16 protein-coding genes are annotated in these 17,884 nt (G+C 64.5%); 7 read left to right on the forward strand and 9 right to left on the reverse strand.

Translation table 11 applies throughout. The features are described 5' to 3' along the window. Nucleotides 1–240: 240 nt before the first annotated feature. Both BMW89_RS08755 and BMW89_RS08760 read left to right on the forward strand, forming a co-directional pair. On the forward strand, nucleotides 241–1,602 hold the full coding sequence (locus BMW89_RS08755; RefSeq protein WP_092024568.1) for a L,D-transpeptidase family protein: 1,362 nt from the start codon (nucleotides 241–243) through the stop codon (nucleotides 1,600–1,602). A 155-nt stretch (nucleotides 1,603–1,757) separates the two neighbouring features. Then, the gene (locus tag BMW89_RS08760; RefSeq protein WP_092024736.1) at nucleotides 1,758–2,573 is read left to right on the forward strand and encodes an enoyl-CoA hydratase; all 816 of its coding nucleotides are present in this window, start codon (nucleotides 1,758–1,760) and stop codon (nucleotides 2,571–2,573) included. Nucleotides 2,574–2,593: 20 nt separating this feature from the next. Here BMW89_RS08760 and BMW89_RS08765 read toward each other — a convergent pair whose 3' ends face one another. Further along, nucleotides 2,594–3,493, reverse strand: coding sequence for a LysR family transcriptional regulator (locus BMW89_RS08765; RefSeq protein ID WP_092024570.1), 900 nt, complete (start codon nucleotides 3,491–3,493; stop codon nucleotides 2,594–2,596). 100 nt (nucleotides 3,494–3,593) lie between these two features. Here BMW89_RS08765 and BMW89_RS08770 point away from each other — a divergent pair, with 100 nt between their 5' ends. Then, the gene (locus BMW89_RS08770; RefSeq protein ID WP_092024572.1) at nucleotides 3,594–3,911 is read left to right on the forward strand and encodes an antibiotic biosynthesis monooxygenase family protein; all 318 of its coding nucleotides are present in this window, start codon (nucleotides 3,594–3,596) and stop codon (nucleotides 3,909–3,911) included. A gap of 117 nt (nucleotides 3,912–4,028) precedes the next feature. On the opposite strand, the gene BMW89_RS08775 is transcribed toward BMW89_RS08770, so the two are convergent. The 3 genes from BMW89_RS08775 to BMW89_RS08785 form a co-directional block, all read right to left on the reverse strand. Further along, complete coding sequence (locus tag BMW89_RS08775) at nucleotides 4,029–5,108, reverse strand: isocitrate/isopropylmalate dehydrogenase family protein (RefSeq protein WP_092024574.1); 1,080 nt, start codon at nucleotides 5,106–5,108, stop codon at nucleotides 4,029–4,031. 139 nt (nucleotides 5,109–5,247) lie between these two features. Continuing rightward, nucleotides 5,248–6,315, reverse strand: coding sequence for an alcohol dehydrogenase (locus tag BMW89_RS08780; protein ID WP_092024576.1), 1,068 nt, complete (start codon nucleotides 6,313–6,315; stop codon nucleotides 5,248–5,250). A 159-nt stretch (nucleotides 6,316–6,474) separates the two neighbouring features. Continuing rightward, nucleotides 6,475–7,671 (reverse strand): CaiB/BaiF CoA transferase family protein, encoded by a 1,197-nt coding sequence (locus tag BMW89_RS08785; protein ID WP_092024578.1) that lies wholly within the window; start codon nucleotides 7,669–7,671, stop codon nucleotides 6,475–6,477. 205 nt (nucleotides 7,672–7,876) lie between these two features. Between BMW89_RS08785 and glgA the strand changes: the two genes are divergently transcribed. Beyond that, a complete protein-coding gene (gene glgA, locus BMW89_RS08790) occupies nucleotides 7,877–9,292 on the forward strand; it encodes a glycogen synthase GlgA (RefSeq protein ID WP_092024580.1) in 1,416 nt (471 codons plus the stop codon). A 120-nt stretch (nucleotides 9,293–9,412) separates the two neighbouring features. On the opposite strand, the gene BMW89_RS08795 is transcribed toward glgA, so the two are convergent. After that, nucleotides 9,413–10,384 (reverse strand): oxygenase MpaB family protein, encoded by a 972-nt coding sequence (locus BMW89_RS08795; protein ID WP_177195929.1) that lies wholly within the window; start codon nucleotides 10,382–10,384, stop codon nucleotides 9,413–9,415. 84 nt (nucleotides 10,385–10,468) lie between these two features. Further along, nucleotides 10,469–11,611, reverse strand: a complete 1,143-nt coding sequence (locus tag BMW89_RS08800) for a patatin-like phospholipase family protein (RefSeq protein WP_092024582.1) — start codon at nucleotides 11,609–11,611, stop codon at nucleotides 10,469–10,471. A 196-nt stretch (nucleotides 11,612–11,807) separates the two neighbouring features. Between BMW89_RS08800 and BMW89_RS08805 the strand changes: the two genes are divergently transcribed. Next, nucleotides 11,808–12,689 carry a LysR family transcriptional regulator gene (locus BMW89_RS08805; protein WP_092024584.1) on the forward strand — a complete coding sequence of 294 codons (882 nt, stop codon included), beginning with the start codon at nucleotides 11,808–11,810 and terminating at the stop codon, nucleotides 12,687–12,689. Between the two features lie 73 nt (nucleotides 12,690–12,762). Here BMW89_RS08805 and BMW89_RS08810 read toward each other — a convergent pair whose 3' ends face one another. Beyond that, nucleotides 12,763–13,479, reverse strand: a complete 717-nt coding sequence (locus BMW89_RS08810) for a peroxiredoxin-like family protein (protein ID WP_092024586.1) — start codon at nucleotides 13,477–13,479, stop codon at nucleotides 12,763–12,765. A 260-nt stretch (nucleotides 13,480–13,739) separates the two neighbouring features. Between BMW89_RS08810 and BMW89_RS08815 the strand changes: the two genes are divergently transcribed. Next, a complete protein-coding gene (locus BMW89_RS08815; RefSeq protein ID WP_092024588.1) occupies nucleotides 13,740–14,222 on the forward strand; it encodes a cupin domain-containing protein in 483 nt (160 codons plus the stop codon). 102 nt (nucleotides 14,223–14,324) lie between these two features. Next, nucleotides 14,325–15,527, forward strand: a complete 1,203-nt coding sequence (locus tag BMW89_RS08820) for an MFS transporter (protein ID WP_092024740.1) — start codon at nucleotides 14,325–14,327, stop codon at nucleotides 15,525–15,527. Here the strand turns inward: BMW89_RS08820 and ccoS are convergent. Both ccoS and BMW89_RS08830 read right to left on the reverse strand, forming a co-directional pair. Continuing rightward, nucleotides 15,524–15,691 carry a cbb3-type cytochrome oxidase assembly protein CcoS gene (ccoS, locus tag BMW89_RS08825; protein WP_092024590.1) on the reverse strand — a complete coding sequence of 56 codons (168 nt, stop codon included), beginning with the start codon at nucleotides 15,689–15,691 and terminating at the stop codon, nucleotides 15,524–15,526. The two genes, BMW89_RS08820 and ccoS, sit on opposite strands and share 4 nt — an antisense overlap. Continuing rightward, entirely contained in the window at nucleotides 15,691–17,883 is a 2,193-nt protein-coding gene (locus tag BMW89_RS08830) for a cation-translocating P-type ATPase (RefSeq protein ID WP_092024592.1), read from the reverse strand. Before BMW89_RS08830 ends, ccoS begins: the two co-directional genes overlap by 1 nt. Nucleotide 17,884: the final 1 nt, after the last annotated feature.

Below are 17,884 nucleotides of genomic sequence, written 5' to 3' on the forward strand. Positions count from 1 at the left end.
TTTCCCGGTCTTTTCCCCGCCGTCGCCCGCGGTTTTCGCGAACCCATCCCGCTCCTGCTGCGACCTAATCGAGGGCCTCCGCGACTTCACGCGCGGGGCTTTCGACTGCCGTGCTTAATGGGGCCTCAACACTGACGGCCTAACGTCCCACCGATTTTACCGATCGGCGCACGCGGCGCGGCGACCGGGAATTGCCAATATGCGTGGCCCGTGCGGGCCCCGTCCTCATGGGGAAGACAGATGCCGAAGCGCCATGCCGTGATCATTGCCATGAATCTGTTCGCGATGGGCCTGTTCGCCAGCGCTTCGGCGCTTGCGCAAACCGAGACCACGGGACAGGCCGGCCCGAAGCCGGCAACTTCGGCCGGCACTGTGCCAGCCACGGCCAATCCGGCCCTCGCGGCAGCGCCGAAAGCTGCCACGACACCCGCATCGACGGCTGAGAGCCGCTCAACCGCGGCGCTCGCGATGACGCACGAGCCGACCTATGACGAGGGGACTGCCCAGCGGATCAAGGATGCCGCGCTGAGCTATTCCGACCTTGCGGTGCGCGGCGGCTGGCCGACCATCCCGGCGGATGCGAAGTTCGCCCTCGGCGTCCAGGGCGCCAATGACGAGCTGCTGCGCAAGCGGCTGATCGTCTCCGGCGATCTCGCCGCCGACAAGGCCAGCGGCACCTTCGACCAGGATCTCGCGGACGCGGTGAAGCGCTTCCAGGCCCGCCACGGGCTGGCGCCGACCGGCACGGTGACGCCGCGCACGCTCGCGGCGATGAACGTCTCCGTGCAGAAGCGCATCCGCCAGCTCGAAGCTTCGCTGGAGCGGCTCGAGAACATGAATTTCAGCTTCGGCCAGCGCTATGTCGTGGTCAACATCCCCGCCGCCTTTGCCGAGGCGGTCGAGAACGACGTCGTGGTGCGGCGCTATCGCGTCATCGTCGGTAAGACCGAAAAGCCGTCGCCGACGCTGACGGCACAGATCAGCAGCGTCGTGCTCAACCCGACCTGGACGGTGCCGTCCTCGATTGCCAAGACCGAGATCTCCGCGCATATGCGGAAAGATCCGACCTATTTGTCGCGCATGCACATGGAGGTGCTCGACGGCCACGACAATCCGATCGATCCGCATTCGGTCGACTGGTCGGGCACACACACGCCGAACTTCACCGTGCGGCAGCAGAACGGCACCTTCAACGCGCTCGGCGCGGTGAAGATCGACATGCCGAACCCCTATTCGGTCTACATGCACGACACCAACCAGCGCAATCTGTTCAGCGACGACTACCGTTTCGATTCCCACGGCTGCTCGCGCGTCGACAATGTGCGCGATCTCGCGGCGTGGCTGCTCAAGGATCAGCCGAAATGGAGCCGCGCCGCGATCGATACGGAGATCGCGACCGGCCAGCATCTCGACGTCGCCATGGCGAAGAAGGTGCCGGTGGCCTGGATCTACCTCACGGCATGGATGACCAAGGACCAGACCGTCCAGTTCCGCAACGACGTCTATAATCAGGACGAGCAGCTGCTTGAGGCGACCGCCGAAGAAGCGGCGTTCTTCGGCAAGGCCGCCGGCCATCCGTTGACCGCACACATGGCGGAGTAGAACTGGAGCAGTAGAACCGGCGCGATAGGATTGGCGAGGTCACCGCGCCATGCAATCGCGGCACAGGCGGATGCAAAGCCGCCTCCCTCGCCGCGGTTGACCCGGGCCGCAGGCTGGCCGCACATTGCGCCCGGCCTATGACAAGCGAGCGCGCGATGCCCGAACTCTCCAACGAAAAATCCTACGCCGACGGCAAAATCCTCCAGCACACCGCCGGCGGCGTCGGCGTCATCACCTTCAACAATCCCGACAAGCGCAACGCCATGTCGCTGGAGATGTGGGAAGGATTTGGCGAGGCGCTGACGGCCTTGCGCGACGACGATGCGGTCCGCGTCGTGATCCTGCGCGGGGCTGGCGGCAAGGCGTTCGTCTCCGGCGCCGACATCAGCCAGTTCGAGAAGACGCGCCACAACGCGGCAGCGTCCGAAGAGTACGCCAAACGCAGCGTCGCTCAGCGCGCGCTGCTCGCCGACTATCCCAAGCCGACGATCGCCTGCATCGAGGGCTTCTGTCTCGGCGGCGGCATGCAGGTCGCGATGCTCGCCGACATCCGCCTCGCCGCCCATGGCAGCCAGTTCGGCATTCCCGCGGCAAAACTCGGCATCGCCTATGGCTATGACGGCTTGAAGCACCTGGTGTCACTGGTCGGCCCGTCCTGGGCGCGGCTCTTGATGTACACGGGTATGCGCATCGATACCGTCGAGGCGCTGCGGATCGGCCTCGTCGAGCGCGTATTCCCGGTCGACCAGCTCTGGGGCGAGACCATGGAAATCGCCGGGACGATCGCGCAAAACGCCCCGCTCGCGATCGAGGCGGCCAAGCTCACCATCGCAGAAGTGCTGAAGGACGAGAGCGCGCGCGACATGCGTGCGATCAAGGCGATCGGCACCGCCTGCATGGACAGCGCGGATTTCCGCGAGGGTCGGGAAGCCTTCATGGAGAAGCGCAAGCCGCAGTTTAGTGGCAAGTAGCGTCGGCGTCCGGTCACGCCTCATACAGTCCTGGCGGTCCTCGCTTGCCGATGACCGGCCAACCGGGAGCCTTGCAAGATCTCCCTCAAGGCCTGAATGTTCGCCGAGCCCGCTCCCCTACGCCAGATGAGCACAGTCCACGCCCGGTTCTCCGTTCTTCCCAACGGGTGGACGCTCAAAAGTTTCCTGTCTGGAAACGTGGCCAGAACGCTTTTTGGAATCAGCGCCACCCCCATGCCGGCAACAACGCAACCCAGCATCGCGTGATACGACGCCAGTTCGATCATGCGCTCCGGCATTTCGCTTCGCTTTGCGTACCAGTCTTCAAGCCGCTTGCGATGCGGGCATCCGTGTTCGAAGACAATGATGGTACGCGGCAGGTCGCTGCTTTTCTTGCCGATCGGCGGATGATTGGCGGCCGCGATAATCACCAACTCCTCCTCGAAGGCGGGCGCCTTCTCAAATGGCTCATCGGCTATTGGTTCGGCGACAAGCGCTGCATCGATATCGCCGGCGAGGATGGCGCTCGCAAGAACCTGCGGATTGCCGGTACGAAGCTCCAGAACGACCCCTGGATGCCGCTGGTGGTATTCGCTGAGCAGTCCCGGCAGCCTGACAGCTGCCGTGCTTTCCATCGCGCCGAGGCGGAACGTACCGCGGGGTTTTGCATCTTGCAGAGCATCGCGTGCTTCATCCGCAAGAGCGAGCAGGCGATTGGCGTAACCAAACAGCACTTGCCCCTGGGGCGCCAGATGCAAGCGTTTACCTTCTCGAATGAAGAGACCTACGCCGAGATCCTCTTCCAACTGCCGGATGCGGGTTGTGACATTGGACTGAACGCGATGCAGCCGCTCGGCCGCGCGCGTCACGCCGCCTTCGCGCACGACCGCGACGAATATTCGCAGATCCGACAGATCCATTTACATCTCTCAGAGAGATCAATTACATCATGATTATTCATTATATATGATGATCTGCTTTCGGTAAAGATCATGGCAGCCTCACACAGGAGCCCATCCGATGATCGTCACCGTATTTCGCACGCGAATGAAACCCGGCGTGCAGGATGAATATGGGCCGATGGCAAAACACATGAGCGAACTGGCGCGGACGATACCTGGCTACATCTCGCATAAGGGTTTCGTCGCCGACGATGGAGAGCGCGTGACGATCGTCGAATTCGAGACGGAGGAAGCGCTTCATCAATGGCGGATTGATCCCGAGCACGCCAAGGCAAAGCGGCGTGGGGTCGAGTCCTTTTTCAGCGAGTTCAAGTTCCAGATTTGCAGCGTCATTCGGGAACGAACGTGGATTGCAAAGGCAACCCGCGGCGTCTGAACTAAAGCGCGATGAGATTGGGATGAATCGTCATCGCGCTTTAGGTTGCTGTTCGCGCATGATCTTCTCGGAAACCCGCTTCGCACTTTTCCGGATCATGCTTTAGGCCGCCTATCTCTACAGCGCCCCCAGCACCGCTTTCGTAATGTCCGCCGTGCCGTTGCTGCCACCGAACTCCATCGGCTTGAGTCCGCCGGCATAGACCTGATCGACCGCGCGCTCGATCTGCTCACCGGCTTCGGCAGCACCTTCGACGCCGTGCTTGTCGGCGAGCCAGTCCAGCATCATCGCGGCCGACAGGATCATGCCGGTCGGATTGGCCTTGCCCTGCCCCATGATATCGGGCGCGGTGCCGTGGCAAGGTTGGAACACGGCGTATTTGTCGCCGATATCGGCCGACGGCGCCATGCCGAGGCCGCCGATCAGACTCGCGGTGATGTCGGAGACGATGTCGCCGAACATGTTCTCCATCACCATCACGTCGAAATCCCAGGGCCGCTTGACCAGCATCGCCGAGCAGGCATCGACGTAGAGGCGATCGGTTTTCACCTCAGGATGCTTCTTGGCGATCTCGTCAAAAATGCCGCGGAAGAACGCAAAGGCCTTGAACACGTTGGCTTTGTCGACGCAGGCGAGCGAACCCGGCTTGCCGCGCGCCTTGCGCCGCTCGGCGAGGCGAAACGAGAACTCGAACAGGCGCTCGGAGGTCCTGCGTGTGATCACCAGCGTCTCGCGCGCATCCTCGTGGGTGACGACGCCCTTGCCCATCGAGGCGAAGAGGCCTTCGGTGGACTCGCGGATCACGACGAGATCGATGCCGCACTGGTCGGCGCCGACGATCGGGCTCGGCACGCCCGGGATCAACCGCGCCGGGCGCACGCCGGCATAGAGATCGAAGATGACGCGCAGCTCGATCTGCGGCGCGATCTCGGTGTTGTCGGGGTAGCGCACCGACGGCAGACCGCAGGCGCCGAGCAGGATCGCGTCGGCCTCCTCGCAGAGCTTGATGGTGCTGTCAGGCATCGACTTGCCGGTCGCAAGATAATTGTTGGCGCCGGCCGGCGCCTCGGTGAAGCGGAAGCTCAAGCCGGATTTCTGTTCGATCTTGCGCAGAACCTCGATGGCGGGCGCCATGACTTCAGGGCCGATGCCGTCACCGGCGAGCACGGCAATGTGGAAGGCGTTGTTTGCGGACATTTGAGGTGAATCCTGCGTGAAGAAAGGTGTGGCCTCGTCATTGCGAGGAGCCGTTGCGACGAAGCAATCCAGAAATGCATCCTCGGAGGCAGTCTGGATTGCTTCGCTTCGCTCGCAATGACGAGGAGAGAGAGTCGTACTACGGCATCAGCACCGTGCGTCCGACCACCGCGCCCTGCTGCAACTGCACCAGCGCGTCGTTGGCCTTGTTGAGCGGCGCCTTCGTCACCGGGATCGGCGCCACGTTCTTGGCGCGGACGAGATCGAGCAGTTCCTGCGTCTCGCGCAAATTGCCGACATAGCTGCCCTGGATCGTCACCGCCTTGATCGGTATCAGCGGCAACGCCCAGGTCGCACCACCGCCGAACAGGCCGACGATGACGAGCTTGCCGCCCTTGGCGAGGCAGTCGAAGCCGAGCTGTGTCGTCGCGGCATTGCCGACGAGATCGATCACGGCGCGGATCGGACCGCCGGCTTTCTTGGCCAGTTGCTCCAGCGCATCCGGCGCCTTGGGATCAATGGTGGCGAGCGCGCCGGCCTTCTCCGCGGCTTCGCGCTTCCTGGCGTCGATGTCGAGCATGATCGCGCCCTTGCCGCCCATCGCCTTCAACAGAGACAGAGCCATCAGGCCGAGGCCGCCGGCGCCGAACATCACGATCGGCGTGTCAAAATGCTGCTCGACCTTCTTGAGCGCGCTGTAGGTGGTGACGCCTGAGCAGGCGTAAGGCGCGGTCGTCGCGGGATCAAGGCCCTTTAAATTGAGCAGATAGCGCGGATGCGGCACCAGCATGTGATCGGAATAGCCGCCGTCGCAATAGACACCGAGCGAGCGCGGCGTCGCGCACATGTTCTCGTCGCCGGCAAGACAAACAGCGCATTTGCCGCAGCCGATCCAGGGATAGACCAGGCCGACATCGCCAAGCTTCAGATCGCCCTGATCGCCCGGCTTCACGTCTGGACCGAAGGCGGCGATTTCGCCGACCGTCTCATGCCCCATCGTTAACGGCAGGTTGATGCCGCGATCTTTCAGCGACAGCGGCTTGCGGCCGTGGCCGAGATCGTAGCCACCTTCCCAGATGTGGAGATCGCTGTGGCAGACGCCGGCGGCCTTCACCTTGATCAGCACCTGCGTGCCCGACGGCTGCGGCGTCGCCTCGTCGAACTCCTGCAGCGGCGCCTTGAAATCGGCGACCTTGAAACTCTTCATCGGCGTCCTCCCGGATAGTTTTCTTGTCGCCGTCACCATGCCACGGGCAGCAGGACGAGACAAACTTGGATCTGTCTAGTTCACCCCGGCGAACGATGGCAAGCCGACCACGTGCAAGGCCGCATTGCTTGCCGCACGAAGCCGTTCGTTAGCCTTGCGTCAGCCTTGCACGGCTGTTTTGCCTGACGGAATTGACGCATCGCCCGAAAGGCCGATCTCGTCGCGCAGCGCATCGGTGTGCTCGCCGAGCACGGCCATCGTCTTGCCCGGCGCGGTGTCGGCCCCGGACATCCGGAACGGCAGATTGAGCACCTGGAATGAGCCGCCTCCGTCCTCCACCGACGAGAGCGCCTGCCTATGCGCAAGCTGCGGATCGGCCAGCGCCTCACTGATGGTGCGGTAGGCCGAGGCCGGCACGCCAGCCGCACTTAAGCCGACGAGGCATGCATCGGTTGAGAGCTGCTTTGACCAGACCTCGACGCCGTCCATCATGTCGGCCCAGCTCTCGCGGCGCGGGGCATAGCTGGAGAAGCGCGGATCGGAAATCCATTCGGGGCGGCCGATCACCTCCATCAGGCACTGGAACGTCTTCTCGCTCCCGACCGTAATCATGACAAAGCCGTCGGCGGTCTCGGTCGGGCCGAACATCGGGCGCGGCGGCGGCTTCACCGCGAATTGCGAGTTCTGCAACTCGATCACCGTCAGCGTCAGCATCGATTCCAGCATGGAGACGTCAATGTGCTGGCCGAGCCCGGTCACCGTGCGCTGATACAGCGCCGATGCAATCGCGCCAAAACCGTAGGTGCCGGTGACGACATCGGCATGGTAGATGCCGCAATAATCCGGGCGGCTGCGGCCCGGCTGGTAGGCGAGATGCGCCATGTCATAGCCGGAGGCCGCATGGATCACCGGCGCATAGGCCGGCAGCTCGGCCGAGGGGCCGCTCTGGCCATAGCCGGAGATCGAGCAGTAGATCAGCTTGGGATTGACCGGGCGCAGACTGTCGTAGTCGAGCCGCAGGCGGCGCATCACGCCCGGGCGAAAGTTCTCGACCAGAATGTCCGCTGTCGCGACCAGCCGTCGCACCGCCTCCCTGCCGTCCTCGGATTTGAGGTCGAGCACCACGCTCTTCTTGCCGACATTGAGCTGGCCAAACACGGTGCTGCAGCCCTTGCGCAGCGGCGGCCGGGTCCGCATCGTCTCGCCGCCGTCGGTCTCGATCTTGATGACCTCGGCACCCATGTCGGCAAGCATCCGCGCACAATGGGGACCGGCAATGGTGGTCGAAAAATCCAGGACCCTGAGGCCCGCGAAGGCCTTTGTCGTCGTTCCCTCATGCTTATCTGATAGCGGCATACGTGCTGGCGTCCTTGTCGAGTCCTTGGGGTCCGTTAGGAACGATCAACGTTCTCTCTTGTTGGTGCGCCGACCCTAGAGGGCGGCGGCTAAGTAGGAAAGTCTTTACCGAACGGACGCGCCTTGCGGTCAGGCTTGGGAGTTTTTGGGCAACTGGACCCGTTCTTGCATAGCAGCAAACGGGATCGGATGAGGGCAACAGTTCTTGAGGGTCTTGTTCGTTACGACAGAGATGGACGACTTTGTCCGCGTCGGCGGACTCGGAGCCGTTTCCGCCGCGCTCCCGAGGGCCCTTCGCCCCTTCGCCGATATCAGGGTGATGCTGCCCGGCTATCGCGACATCATCGAGCAACTCACGCATATTCAGATCGTTGGCCGCTGCCCCGCGTTCGCGGAGATGCCGGCCTGCTCGCTCGGCCGGGCCGCGACCAAGGACGGCCTGCCGGTCTATGTGCTGTTGTGTTCGCAACTCTACGACCGGCCCGGCAATCCCTATGGCGACGAGTCCGGGCGCGACTGGCCCGACAACGACATCCGCTTCGCACGCTTTGCCTCGGCAGCTGCTGAGCTTGCCATGGGCAAGCTGGACAAGAATTGGGCAGCAGACCTGATCCATGCCAATGACTGGCAGGCCTCGCTGGTGCCGGCCTATCTCGCCTGGCGTGGCAGCAAGCTCCCCTCGATCCTGACCATCCACAACCTCGCCTATCAGGGGCTCTTCCCAAAAGACTCGCTGCGGCGGATCGGCGTCCCCGAGAGCTCCTTTCACATCGACGGCGTCGAATTCTACGACCAGCTCTCCTTCCTCAAGGCGGGCCTCGTCTATGCCTCGCACCTCACCACCGTCAGCGGCACTTATGCGCGGGAAATCACCACGAATGAATTCGGCTGCGGCATGGAGGGGCTGCTTCGTTTGCGCTCCGACGCCTCCGAGCTGACCGGCATCCTCAACGGCATCGACGAGAGCTGGGATCCGCGCTCCTGCGCCCAGCTCGCCCAGCAATTCGGCGCCGGCGACTGGATCGGCAAAAAGGCCAATGCGGATTATGTCCGCAAGCAGTTTGGCTTAGCGGTATCGCGCGGGCCGATATTCGGCATCGTCGCCCGCCTCGTGCACCAGAAGGGCATCGACCTCGTGCTGGCGGCGGCCGACGAGATCGTCGATGCCGGCGGGCAGATCGTGGTCACCGGCTCCGGCGAGCCCGCGCTCGAGCAGGCCTTGGTCGACGCCCACCGCCGCCGGCCCGACGCCATCGGCGTCACCATCGGCTTCAACGACGCCCAAGCGCGGCGCATCTTTGCCGGCAGCGATTTTACCTTGATGCCGTCGCGGTTCGAGCCGTGTGGACTGAGCCAGATGTACGCCCAGCGTTTCGGCTCGCTCCCGATCGGTCACCAGACCGGCGGGCTCGCCGAGACCATCACCGACGGCGAGACCGGCTTCCTGTTCTCAAAGCCCTCGCACGAATCCTTCCTCGGCGGCGTCCGCCGCGCCTTCGAGGCCTTCATGGCGCAGGACCAGCTCGACACCATGCGCCGCAGCGCCATGGGCCGCTCGTTCTCCTGGAGCATCTCGGCCGGCACCTACAGCGCGCTGTACCGAAAGCTGGCGTCGGTGTGAGGCGCGACACTTTCGTGCCCCGGACGCAGCGCAGCGTCTCTTCGACGGTGCGCTGCTGAGCCGGGGCCCATGTCGCACCGGATTCCGTAGCTTCTGGGTCCCGGCTCTGCGCCGCAACGCTCACGCGTTGCGGCTTGTCCGGGACACGCCGGAGCGCGCATCCATTTGCGGTCGACCGATCCAGGCCCTGTTGAGACACCGCGTCATCCAGTCTGGCTGCGGCTCGCCGCGCAGCCGCGCTTCCGCTTCCTGGTAGGGGCCGACATAGCGCAGGCGGTCCGGCAATTTCGGATAGACCCGCCGTATCCATCGCAGCGCATTGTCAGCGGATCTGCTCTCGCGTTCATCCAGCTCAAACCCAAACCCCGCACGCAACGGCTCCGGCAGCAAGCTCGCCGTGATCGCGCGATACCATCGCGGCGGCCGCAGCCATGGTCGCGCGCCACCAAAGATTTGCGCAGCGATCTCGCGCGCCGCCGAACTGACGGTCAGCGTCTCCGACTGCACCATCGCCGCCGTGTACGACGCAAACCCGGCCCAGTCCGCCGGCAGATCATCCGCCGTCAACCCGAACAACGCGCCAAAAGTCCGGCTCTCGGTCCAGTAACGCTCGCGCTCCTCCGCCGAGAGCGGCGGCAGGACCAGATCGTGCGCCATCAGCGCGGTCTCGACCAGCGTCGCGTGCACCCAGCGCAGCGATGGAATGTCATTGGCGCAGTAGTGCGAGCCGGCCGCGAACGGACCGACCGTCTCCGGCATCTCACCGACGATCATCGCGTGGCGCCGGTGCAACTGCCGGGACGACAGCAAGGCACGGTCGAGCGAGCCGAACACCATGGCAAAAACAATGTCGAAGGTGCGATGGAAGCGTCCGATCGGATCGGCAAAGGTTTTGGAGTGTTCGGCGATAGCGGCAGCGACCCAGGGATGGGCCAGCTGCAACAACAGCGCACGGCCGGCACCGAGGAAGATCACGGCCTCGCGGTCGATCCGCCAGGTGACGGAGGAGGGACCGAACACGCCGGGCACTGGTCCAGCCGCATCAGCACGGACCTTGTCGAGCGCCAATTCCAGATCGCTTCCAGACACCAATTGCAGGGCCTCACCGATTGCAGACATGGACCGATGATCCGCAAGGCCTGTGGCAATTCGATGAACGAAACGATGGCTTGCCGCCTATTCCGCGGCCATCGGCATCTCGTCGATATGCTCGTGCAGCACCACGCCGGCGAGCGGATCGAATTCACCGACCCACGGTTTTCGCGCAAGCGCGGACTTCGTGTGGGCGTAGCCAGCATGCCAGCGCCGCGTGATGCCCGACGGGCTGAAGTCGATGTCCTTGGTATGGGTCTCGCTGTCGAGCTGCGGCGCCAGCAGCCGCACCACATGCATGCGGGTCGCGCAGCCGTAGCTCGTCAGCTCTCGCACAGCCGGGTCGCTACGCTCGCTCTCCGAAAGCCGCGCCGCGAGCTGGTTGATGACATGGCGCAGGCGATGGGCCTGCTGCTGGCGGGTGATCTGGCTGGCGATCCGGCTGGAGTACTGCACGTCCTTTTGCCGGTTCAGCACCTCCGCGATCGTGGTCGGCTCGGCGCCGACGGGATTCCACAGATGCACGGAGAAGATCAGCGAATCCCTGCGTGGATTGTCGTCGAACACCGCTTCCGTCGGCGTGTTCGACAGGATGCCACCGTCCCAATAGAGCTCGCCATCGATGCGCACCGCCGGGAAAGCCGGCGGCAGCGCGCCGGAGGCCATCACATGCTTCACCGTCAGCTCGCCGTCGCGGCTGTCGAAATAGCGCATCTGGCTGGTCCCGACATGAGCCGCACCGACCGTCAGGCGCGGCGCGCAGCGATTGGCCAGATCGAAATCGACCAGCTCGCTCAGCGTCTTCTCCAGCGGCGCGGTCGAATAGAAGCCGGCGTGGTCGGCGCCGAGCGGATAGCAATCGCCGGCATGCGCCAGCGGATTGGGCCGGAAGAAACCTGGAATGCCGTGGGTCACGGTCGACCAATAGGCCAGCTTCTCGTTGAAGCCGGGAAACGCGGCGCGCCAATCCCAGACCGGCGTCTGCTCCATCCGCTTCCAGAACTCCCTCAGGCGCGCGAGCCGGTGCTCCCTTGGGTTGCCGGCAATGAGGCTCGCATTGATCGCGCCGATCGAGGTGCCGATGATCCAGTCCGGCTCGATACCGGCCTCGTGCAGCGCCTGGTAGACGCCGGCCTGGTACGAGCCGAGCGCGCCGCCGCCCTGAAGCACGAGGACGACCTGACCCGGCAGGTCCTTGCGCTGTATGTTGTTCTGCGTGCCGTTCATGGTTCGCTCCTGTCGAGCCTATGGTTATCATTCGTCAGGCGTAGGGCCATTGTTACGTCCTGCCGTTCTCGGCGATTCTCGGGCCTTTTTGAAATGCCGGTTGGCTTCCGAATCCATACGCAGGCGCTATTGCGGCGGGATGTCATTCCCTGTCCCGATCGGATAAGGTCCGCTCGATCTCGCCGGGAGCCGATCCATGGAAATGCACCAGGTCCGCTATTTCCTCGCGGTGGCGCAGCTGTTCAATTTCACGCGCGCGGCCGAGGAGTGCAATGTAACGCAGCCCTCGCTGACGCGCGCGATCAAGCAACTCGAAGCCGAGCTCGGCGGCGATTTGTTCCGGCGCGAACGGCCGGCGGCGCAGCTGACCGAGCTCGGCCAGCGCATGCATCCGCTGCTGAAGCAATGCTATGACGCCGCCGCCGGCGCTCGTTCGCTCGCCTCCTCCTTCAAGAGCGGAGAAGTTGGCGCGCTGCGCATCGCCCTGACGCATTCGATTGATCTGTCGTTGCTCATTCCGCATCTCGACGAGATCAGGCGGCAGTTCAACCGGCTCGAACTGCGCTTCCTGCGCGGGACCAGCCGCGAGGTCGCGGAGTTCCTGAAGAAAGGCGAAGCCGAGCTTGGCATCGCGGCCGAGATCGACGAGGACTGGGAACGCCTCGACGTCTGGCCGTTGTTCACGGAGGAGTTCGAGCTCGTGGTCAGCAGGGAGCACCGGCTGGCCGGCCGCAGCAACATCGAACTGGACGATCTGCGCGCGGAGCAGCTGCTGAGCCGGACATTCTGCGAGCACGCCAGCCGGATCTCCGCAAGCCTGCGCGAGCACGGCATCGAGCATGGACATGAGATTTCCAATGAACGCGATCTGATCGAACTGGTCGAAGCCGATATCGGCGTCGCCATGGTGCCGCACACGTCACCCGTGCCGGAAAAGCTGACACGCGCCGCGGTGACCGGGCTGGATGCCCGCCGCACCGTCAGCCTCTACGGGGTGGCCGGCCGGCAACGCACGGCCGTGGCCAATGCCGTGATGCGGATGCTGCGCGGTGCGGACTGGCGAGCGATCGCGGGCTAATTTCAATAACGAATGCCGCTGCCTTCGTTCTCCCCTTGTGGGAGAAGGGAAGAGAGCGCGAGCTAGGTAAAGCTCAATTCTCCCGGCTCGCGCCGTCGAGCGCTTCGAGCAGATCGTCGATCTCCATGCGCTTGCGAAAATCAGGATCAACGAATCGCGCTTTCACCAGTCCATCGCGTCCGACCACGAACACCGCCGGGATCGGCAACACCCAGCCGTCATTGCCGTGGAACTTCGCCATGTCCTGATAGGACAGCAATTGCTGGATCTCGACGCCGAGCCAGATCGCAAGATTGAGCGACAGCGCGTAGCCATTGTCGAGATCGGTCAGGATCGGAAATGGCGCGCCGGAGTCGGATTTGAGCCGTTCGGTATATTCCTGCGTCTCCGGCATGATCGCCACGATCTGCGCGCCCATCGCCGCGATGCGGCCCTGCGCCTGCACCACGGCGCGGACATTGAGCCGGCAATAGGGACACCAATGTCCGCGGAAGAACATCACCGCGACGGGGCCTTGCGCCAGCAGCGCGGGCAGCGTCACGAGACGTCCGCCTTCGTCCGGCAGCATGAATGGGAGCATCGCATCGCCCGGGCGCGGTGCGGTCTCGCCGCCGCCGTTTCCGTCCAATCGCCTCACCAGGCGATCAACCGCATCGCCATAGGCCGGGAAGACCTCGCGGCTGGCATCGGCATAGGCGCGGAGCTGCTCATTCAGCGTGCCGTCCATGTCGCGGCAGCGCTGGAAGGCAGATTTGAGCCGCTCGGCGTCGGCTGGTGAAAGTGACGTCATCTTCCGCTCCGGCAGCAAAGTTAGCATTATTTTTGCGTTCGAGCCTCCCCGCAAGGGGGCGACGGCCATCGAACGCCCGATATTCGTCCGGCGGAAATGCCGATACCCAATCGGTTCGATAGCTGCCGCCTATCGCGCCACCATAGCGCAACGCTATCGCAGCGAGAGCGACACGGCATTTCATCCCAAGCACGAATTCAACGAAGCTGCTGCCATAGCCGCTGACCTGTGAGGCCACGGCGCAACAGAGGAGACTTCCCATGCCCAGGCATCTCGATATATCGCGCGCGTTCTGGCCAGCTATCGCTCTTGCCGGCTCGCTTCTCTTCACCGCACAGCCGGTTTTCGCCGGCGAATGCCCTGCCGACAAGATCAAGCCGAATGCGCATCAGATGGTCGACTACAAGCCGGTCGGCGTCACGGACACCACGCTCGGCGCGATCGACCTCGGCAAGCAGCCGGCGCATATCGAGGGCCGCGAGCTGCGCTTCCGCAAGCTGACCATCGAGCCCGGCGGCATCGTGCCCTGGCACAGCCACGACGACCGCCCTGCCCTGATCTTCGTGCAGCAGGGCGAGATCGTCGAATATGCCTCCAACTGTGTCGACCCGATCGTGCACAAGACCGGCGATATCCGCCCGGAAGTGTTCGGCACCTCACACTGGTGGAAAAACCTCGGCAAGGAGACGGTCATTCTCTATGTCGGCGACGTCCGCAAGGATCCGAACGACAACCACATGTGACGAGTGCGTTGATCCCAGCGCACGCGTGACCGGATGTGGCGTCCGGGATCCCCCATGCTGCCCGGCATGCCGGGCGCCACATCCTCACAGGACAGGCACGCCATGACTGATCTTTCCGCTTCCATCAAGCCGGCCGCAATGACCATGGATGCGCACTCCCCGGGTCTCGCGCTTCGTTCGCTCCTGATCGGACTCACCGCATTCCTGACCGTCGTCGATCTCTTCGCAACGCAGGCGATCCTGCCCTCTTTGACGCGCCACTATGGCGTCACGCCGGCGGCGATGGGCTTTGCCGTCAATGCCAGCACATTCGGCATGGCCGTCGCAGGCCTCGTTGTCGGCCTCCTCAGCCCGCACATCAACCGACGGACCGGCATCCTGCTCAGTCTCACGCTTCTGGCCATCCCCACAAGCCTGCTGGCGTCCGCGCCAAATCTCGCTGTTTTCACCGCCTTGCGGGTCGCGCAGGGTCTGTGCATGGCGTCCGCCTTCGCACTCACGCTTGCCTATCTCGGCGAGCAGTGCAGCGCCATGGATTCCGGCGGCGCCTTTGCCGCCTACATCACCGGCAACGTCGCGAGCAACCTCGTCGGCCGGCTGGTCTCCGCGGCGGTGGCCGATGGGCTCGGCCTCGCCTGGAATTTCTATTTCTTCGCCGCTCTTAATCTCGCCGGCGCGGTGCTGGTCTATTTCACCATCCAGCGCGTGCAGCCGATGCATGCGATGATGCCCACGACATCGCCACTCGAAGCCACCATTGCGCATTGGCGCAATCCGCGGCTGCGCGCCGCCTTCGGCATCGGCTTCTGCATCCTGTTCGCCTTCATCGGCACCTTTACGTTCGTCAATTTCGTGCTGGTCAGGCCGCCGCTGTCGCTGGGCATGATGGACCTTGGTCTCGTTTATTTCGTCTTTCTGCCGTCGGTCGTCACGACCTTGCTGGCCGGCAAGGTGGCCACGCGGCTCGGCACGCGACCGACGATCTGGGGCTCGCTCGCCGTCGCCGGGCTAGGCTTGCCGCTGATGCTCGCGCCGCATCTGGGCGAAGTGCTCGCCGGCATGGTTTTGGTCGGCGTCGGCACCTTCTTCGCGCAGGCCGCCGCGACCGGCTTCGTCGGACAGGCAGCCACCGACAATCGCGGCGTTGCCAGCGGGACCTATCTTGCCTGTTACTTCTGCGGCGGGCTCGTCGGCACGGCCGTGCTCGGACGCCTGTTCGACAGCTACGGCTGGCACGCCTGCGTCGGTGGTGTCGGCGTGGCCCTTGCGGCGGCGGCTCTGCTCACGTTCAGCCTGAAGCGCTAGCGCTTGACCGGTGCTTCCTGCGGCGGCTCGTCGTCGGCGATGGCACGCCACGCCGCGCCCTCGAGATCGTCATATTGGCCGCTGCGGAGCGACCACAAGAACGCGACGAGACCGGCACCTCCAAGCATCAGCGCCAGCGGCACCAGGATGACCAGGATTTCCATCACACGGTCTCCCGCGAACGGCTGCGTGCGCGCAGCGAATTCAGCATCACCAGGATCGAGGATCCGCTCATGGCGGCCGCGGCGATTAGGGGCGTCACGACGCCGCTGATCGCAACCGGCACGGCAAGGACGTTGTAGCCGATCGCAAGCCAGAGGTTCTGCTGCATCAGACGCAGCGCCTTGCGCGACGCGTCGATGGCAGCGACGACCGGGGCCAGGGGCCGGCCGAGGAAAACGAGATCGGCGGTCGCCTGACTGAGATGCGCGGCCGAGATCGGCGACATCGAGACATGGGCCGCCGCAAGCGAAGGCGCATCGTTCATGCCGTCGCCGACCATCAGCACTTTTGCCCCGCGCCGCTTCAGCTCCTCGATCCGCGCGATCTTGTCGGCCGGTGTCACGCCTGCGCGCCATTCGGGAATGCCGAGCGCATGGGCCGCCGCAATCACCGCCGGCTCGCGGTCGCCGGAGAGGATCTCGATGCCGATGTTGCGCGCCTTCAGCGCCGCGATCACGGCCTGCGCGTCCGGACGCAGGCCCTGACGTACCGAGAGGATGAATTTCGCAGTCCCCTTGCTGAACGCCACGATGGAGGCTTCGGGGTCAAGATCGTCGGTCAACCCGACAAGGCCTTCGGCGCCGCAGAAGGACGGACGGCCCAGGCGAAGCTCGATGCCGTCAACGCTCGCGCGCACGCCCTGCCCCGCCTCTTCGATCGCGCCGACGATCGGCGACTTCGCGCCCGCGGCCTGTGCAACTGCGGCTGCGACCGGATGATGGCTCGACAGCGCGAGCCGGCCGGCGAGTTCGAAAATGCCGGCAGGGATATCGGCCGCGTTGATCACTTCGAGATCGGGCAGCGTCAGCGTGCCGGTCTTGTCGAAGATGACGTGGTCGGCTTCCGCCAGCCGTTCGATGGCGTCACCGGAATTCAGCAGCACGCCGTTTCTAAACATCGCGCCCGAGGCGATGGTCTGCACCGTCGGAATGGCGAGCCCGAGCGCGCAGGGACAGGTGATGATCAGCACGGCCACGCCGGTCACGATCGCATCATGCCAGCCGGCGCCCGCGATGACCCAGCCCAAAATGGTGATGAGCGCGGTCGCATGCACCACCGGCGCATAGAGCCGCGAGGCGCGGTCGGCGAGCCGCATGTAGCGCGAGCGCGCCTGCAGCGCGTTGTCGAGCAGCCGCGTGATCTCGGCGAGCAGCGTCGCCTCTGACGCCGCCGAAACCCTCACCCGCAGCGTGCCGGAGATGTTCATCGACCCCGCATAGACCGGCGTGCCCTGCCCGGCCGTGACATACAGCGTCTCGCCGGTAATCAGGCTCTGGTCGATCTCGGAACGGCCCTCGATCACGGTGCCGTCGACCGCGCAGCGCTCGCCGGGCCGCAGCAACACGATGTCGCCCGGGTGGATCGCCGCGACCGGCACCTGCGAGATCTCGTCGGCCCCGACGAACTTGGCCGCGGTCTCCGCCTTCAGCGCGGCGAGATTGCCGGCAACGGCGCGGGTTCGCCGCCGCATGTTTTGGTCGAGGACACGGCCGACCAGCAGGAAGGTCAGCAGCATGATCGCCGCGTCGAAATAGGCGTGCTCGGCGTGGTTGATGGTCTCGACCACGGACATGCCGAGCGCAAGGCACACCCCGATCGAGATCGGCACGTCCATGTTGGTGGTCTTGTTCGACAGCGCGCGCCAGGCCGAACGGAAGAACGGTTGCCCGGCATAGGCCGCCGCGGGCAGCGCGATCAGAGCTGACAGCCAGTGGAAGAAGTCGCGCTGCTCGGGCAGCATGTCCGAGACGTTGCCTGACCACACAGGGATCGACAGCATCATCACGTTCATGGTGGCGAACGCCGCGACACCGAGGCAACGCAGCAGGAAACGGGATTCAGCGACCTCGGCCACCTCCGCGCTCTCGGTCTCGAAAGGATAGGCCTTGTAACCGAGCTCTGCGAGCCGGTCGATGAAACGGGCCGGGTCGAGCGTGCCCGCCTTCCACTCCAGCGCGACGCGCCGGTCGGTGAGATTCACGCGCGCCAGCGTGACGTCGGGGATCGCGGACAATCCGCGTTCGATCTTGGCCATGCAGCCGGCGCAGTGAACGCCCTCGACCGCGAGATCGATATGCTGGACGCCCGTGCCTGCGGCCCGGACGTAGTGCGAAAAATCGCGCGTGACGTGCATA

The sequence above is a fragment of the Bradyrhizobium sp. OK095 genome (assembly GCF_900109945.1).
GTDB lineage: Bacteria > Pseudomonadota > Alphaproteobacteria > Rhizobiales > Xanthobacteraceae > Bradyrhizobium.

Excerpts from the sequence above, each read along its gene's own strand:
- BMW89_RS08755 (WP_092024568.1), top strand. The coding sequence starts at position 241 with ATGCCGAAGCGCCATGCCGTGATCATTGCCATGAATCTGTTCGCGATG.
- BMW89_RS08760 (WP_092024736.1), top strand. The coding sequence starts at position 1,758 with ATGCCCGAACTCTCCAACGAAAAATCCTACGCCGACGGCAAAATCCTC.
- BMW89_RS08765 (WP_092024570.1), bottom strand. The coding sequence starts at position 3,493 with ATGGATCTGTCGGATCTGCGAATATTCGTCGCGGTCGTGCGCGAAGGC.
- BMW89_RS08770 (WP_092024572.1), top strand. The coding sequence starts at position 3,594 with ATGATCGTCACCGTATTTCGCACGCGAATGAAACCCGGCGTGCAGGAT.
- BMW89_RS08775 (WP_092024574.1), bottom strand. The coding sequence starts at position 5,108 with ATGTCCGCAAACAACGCCTTCCACATTGCCGTGCTCGCCGGTGACGGC.
- BMW89_RS08780 (WP_092024576.1), bottom strand. The coding sequence starts at position 6,315 with ATGAAGAGTTTCAAGGTCGCCGATTTCAAGGCGCCGCTGCAGGAGTTC.
- BMW89_RS08785 (WP_092024578.1), bottom strand. The coding sequence starts at position 7,671 with ATGCCGCTATCAGATAAGCATGAGGGAACGACGACAAAGGCCTTCGCG.
- BMW89_RS08800 (WP_092024582.1), bottom strand. The coding sequence starts at position 11,611 with ATGAACGGCACGCAGAACAACATACAGCGCAAGGACCTGCCGGGTCAG.
- BMW89_RS08805 (WP_092024584.1), top strand. The coding sequence starts at position 11,808 with ATGGAAATGCACCAGGTCCGCTATTTCCTCGCGGTGGCGCAGCTGTTC.
- BMW89_RS08810 (WP_092024586.1), bottom strand. The coding sequence starts at position 13,479 with ATGACGTCACTTTCACCAGCCGACGCCGAGCGGCTCAAATCTGCCTTC.
- BMW89_RS08815 (WP_092024588.1), top strand. The coding sequence starts at position 13,740 with ATGCCCAGGCATCTCGATATATCGCGCGCGTTCTGGCCAGCTATCGCT.
- BMW89_RS08820 (WP_092024740.1), top strand. The coding sequence starts at position 14,325 with ATGACTGATCTTTCCGCTTCCATCAAGCCGGCCGCAATGACCATGGAT.
- ccoS (WP_092024590.1), bottom strand. The coding sequence starts at position 15,691 with ATGGAAATCCTGGTCATCCTGGTGCCGCTGGCGCTGATGCTTGGAGGT.
- BMW89_RS08830 (WP_092024592.1), bottom strand. The coding sequence starts at position 17,883 with ATGCACGTCACGCGCGATTTTTCGCACTACGTCCGGGCCGCAGGCACG.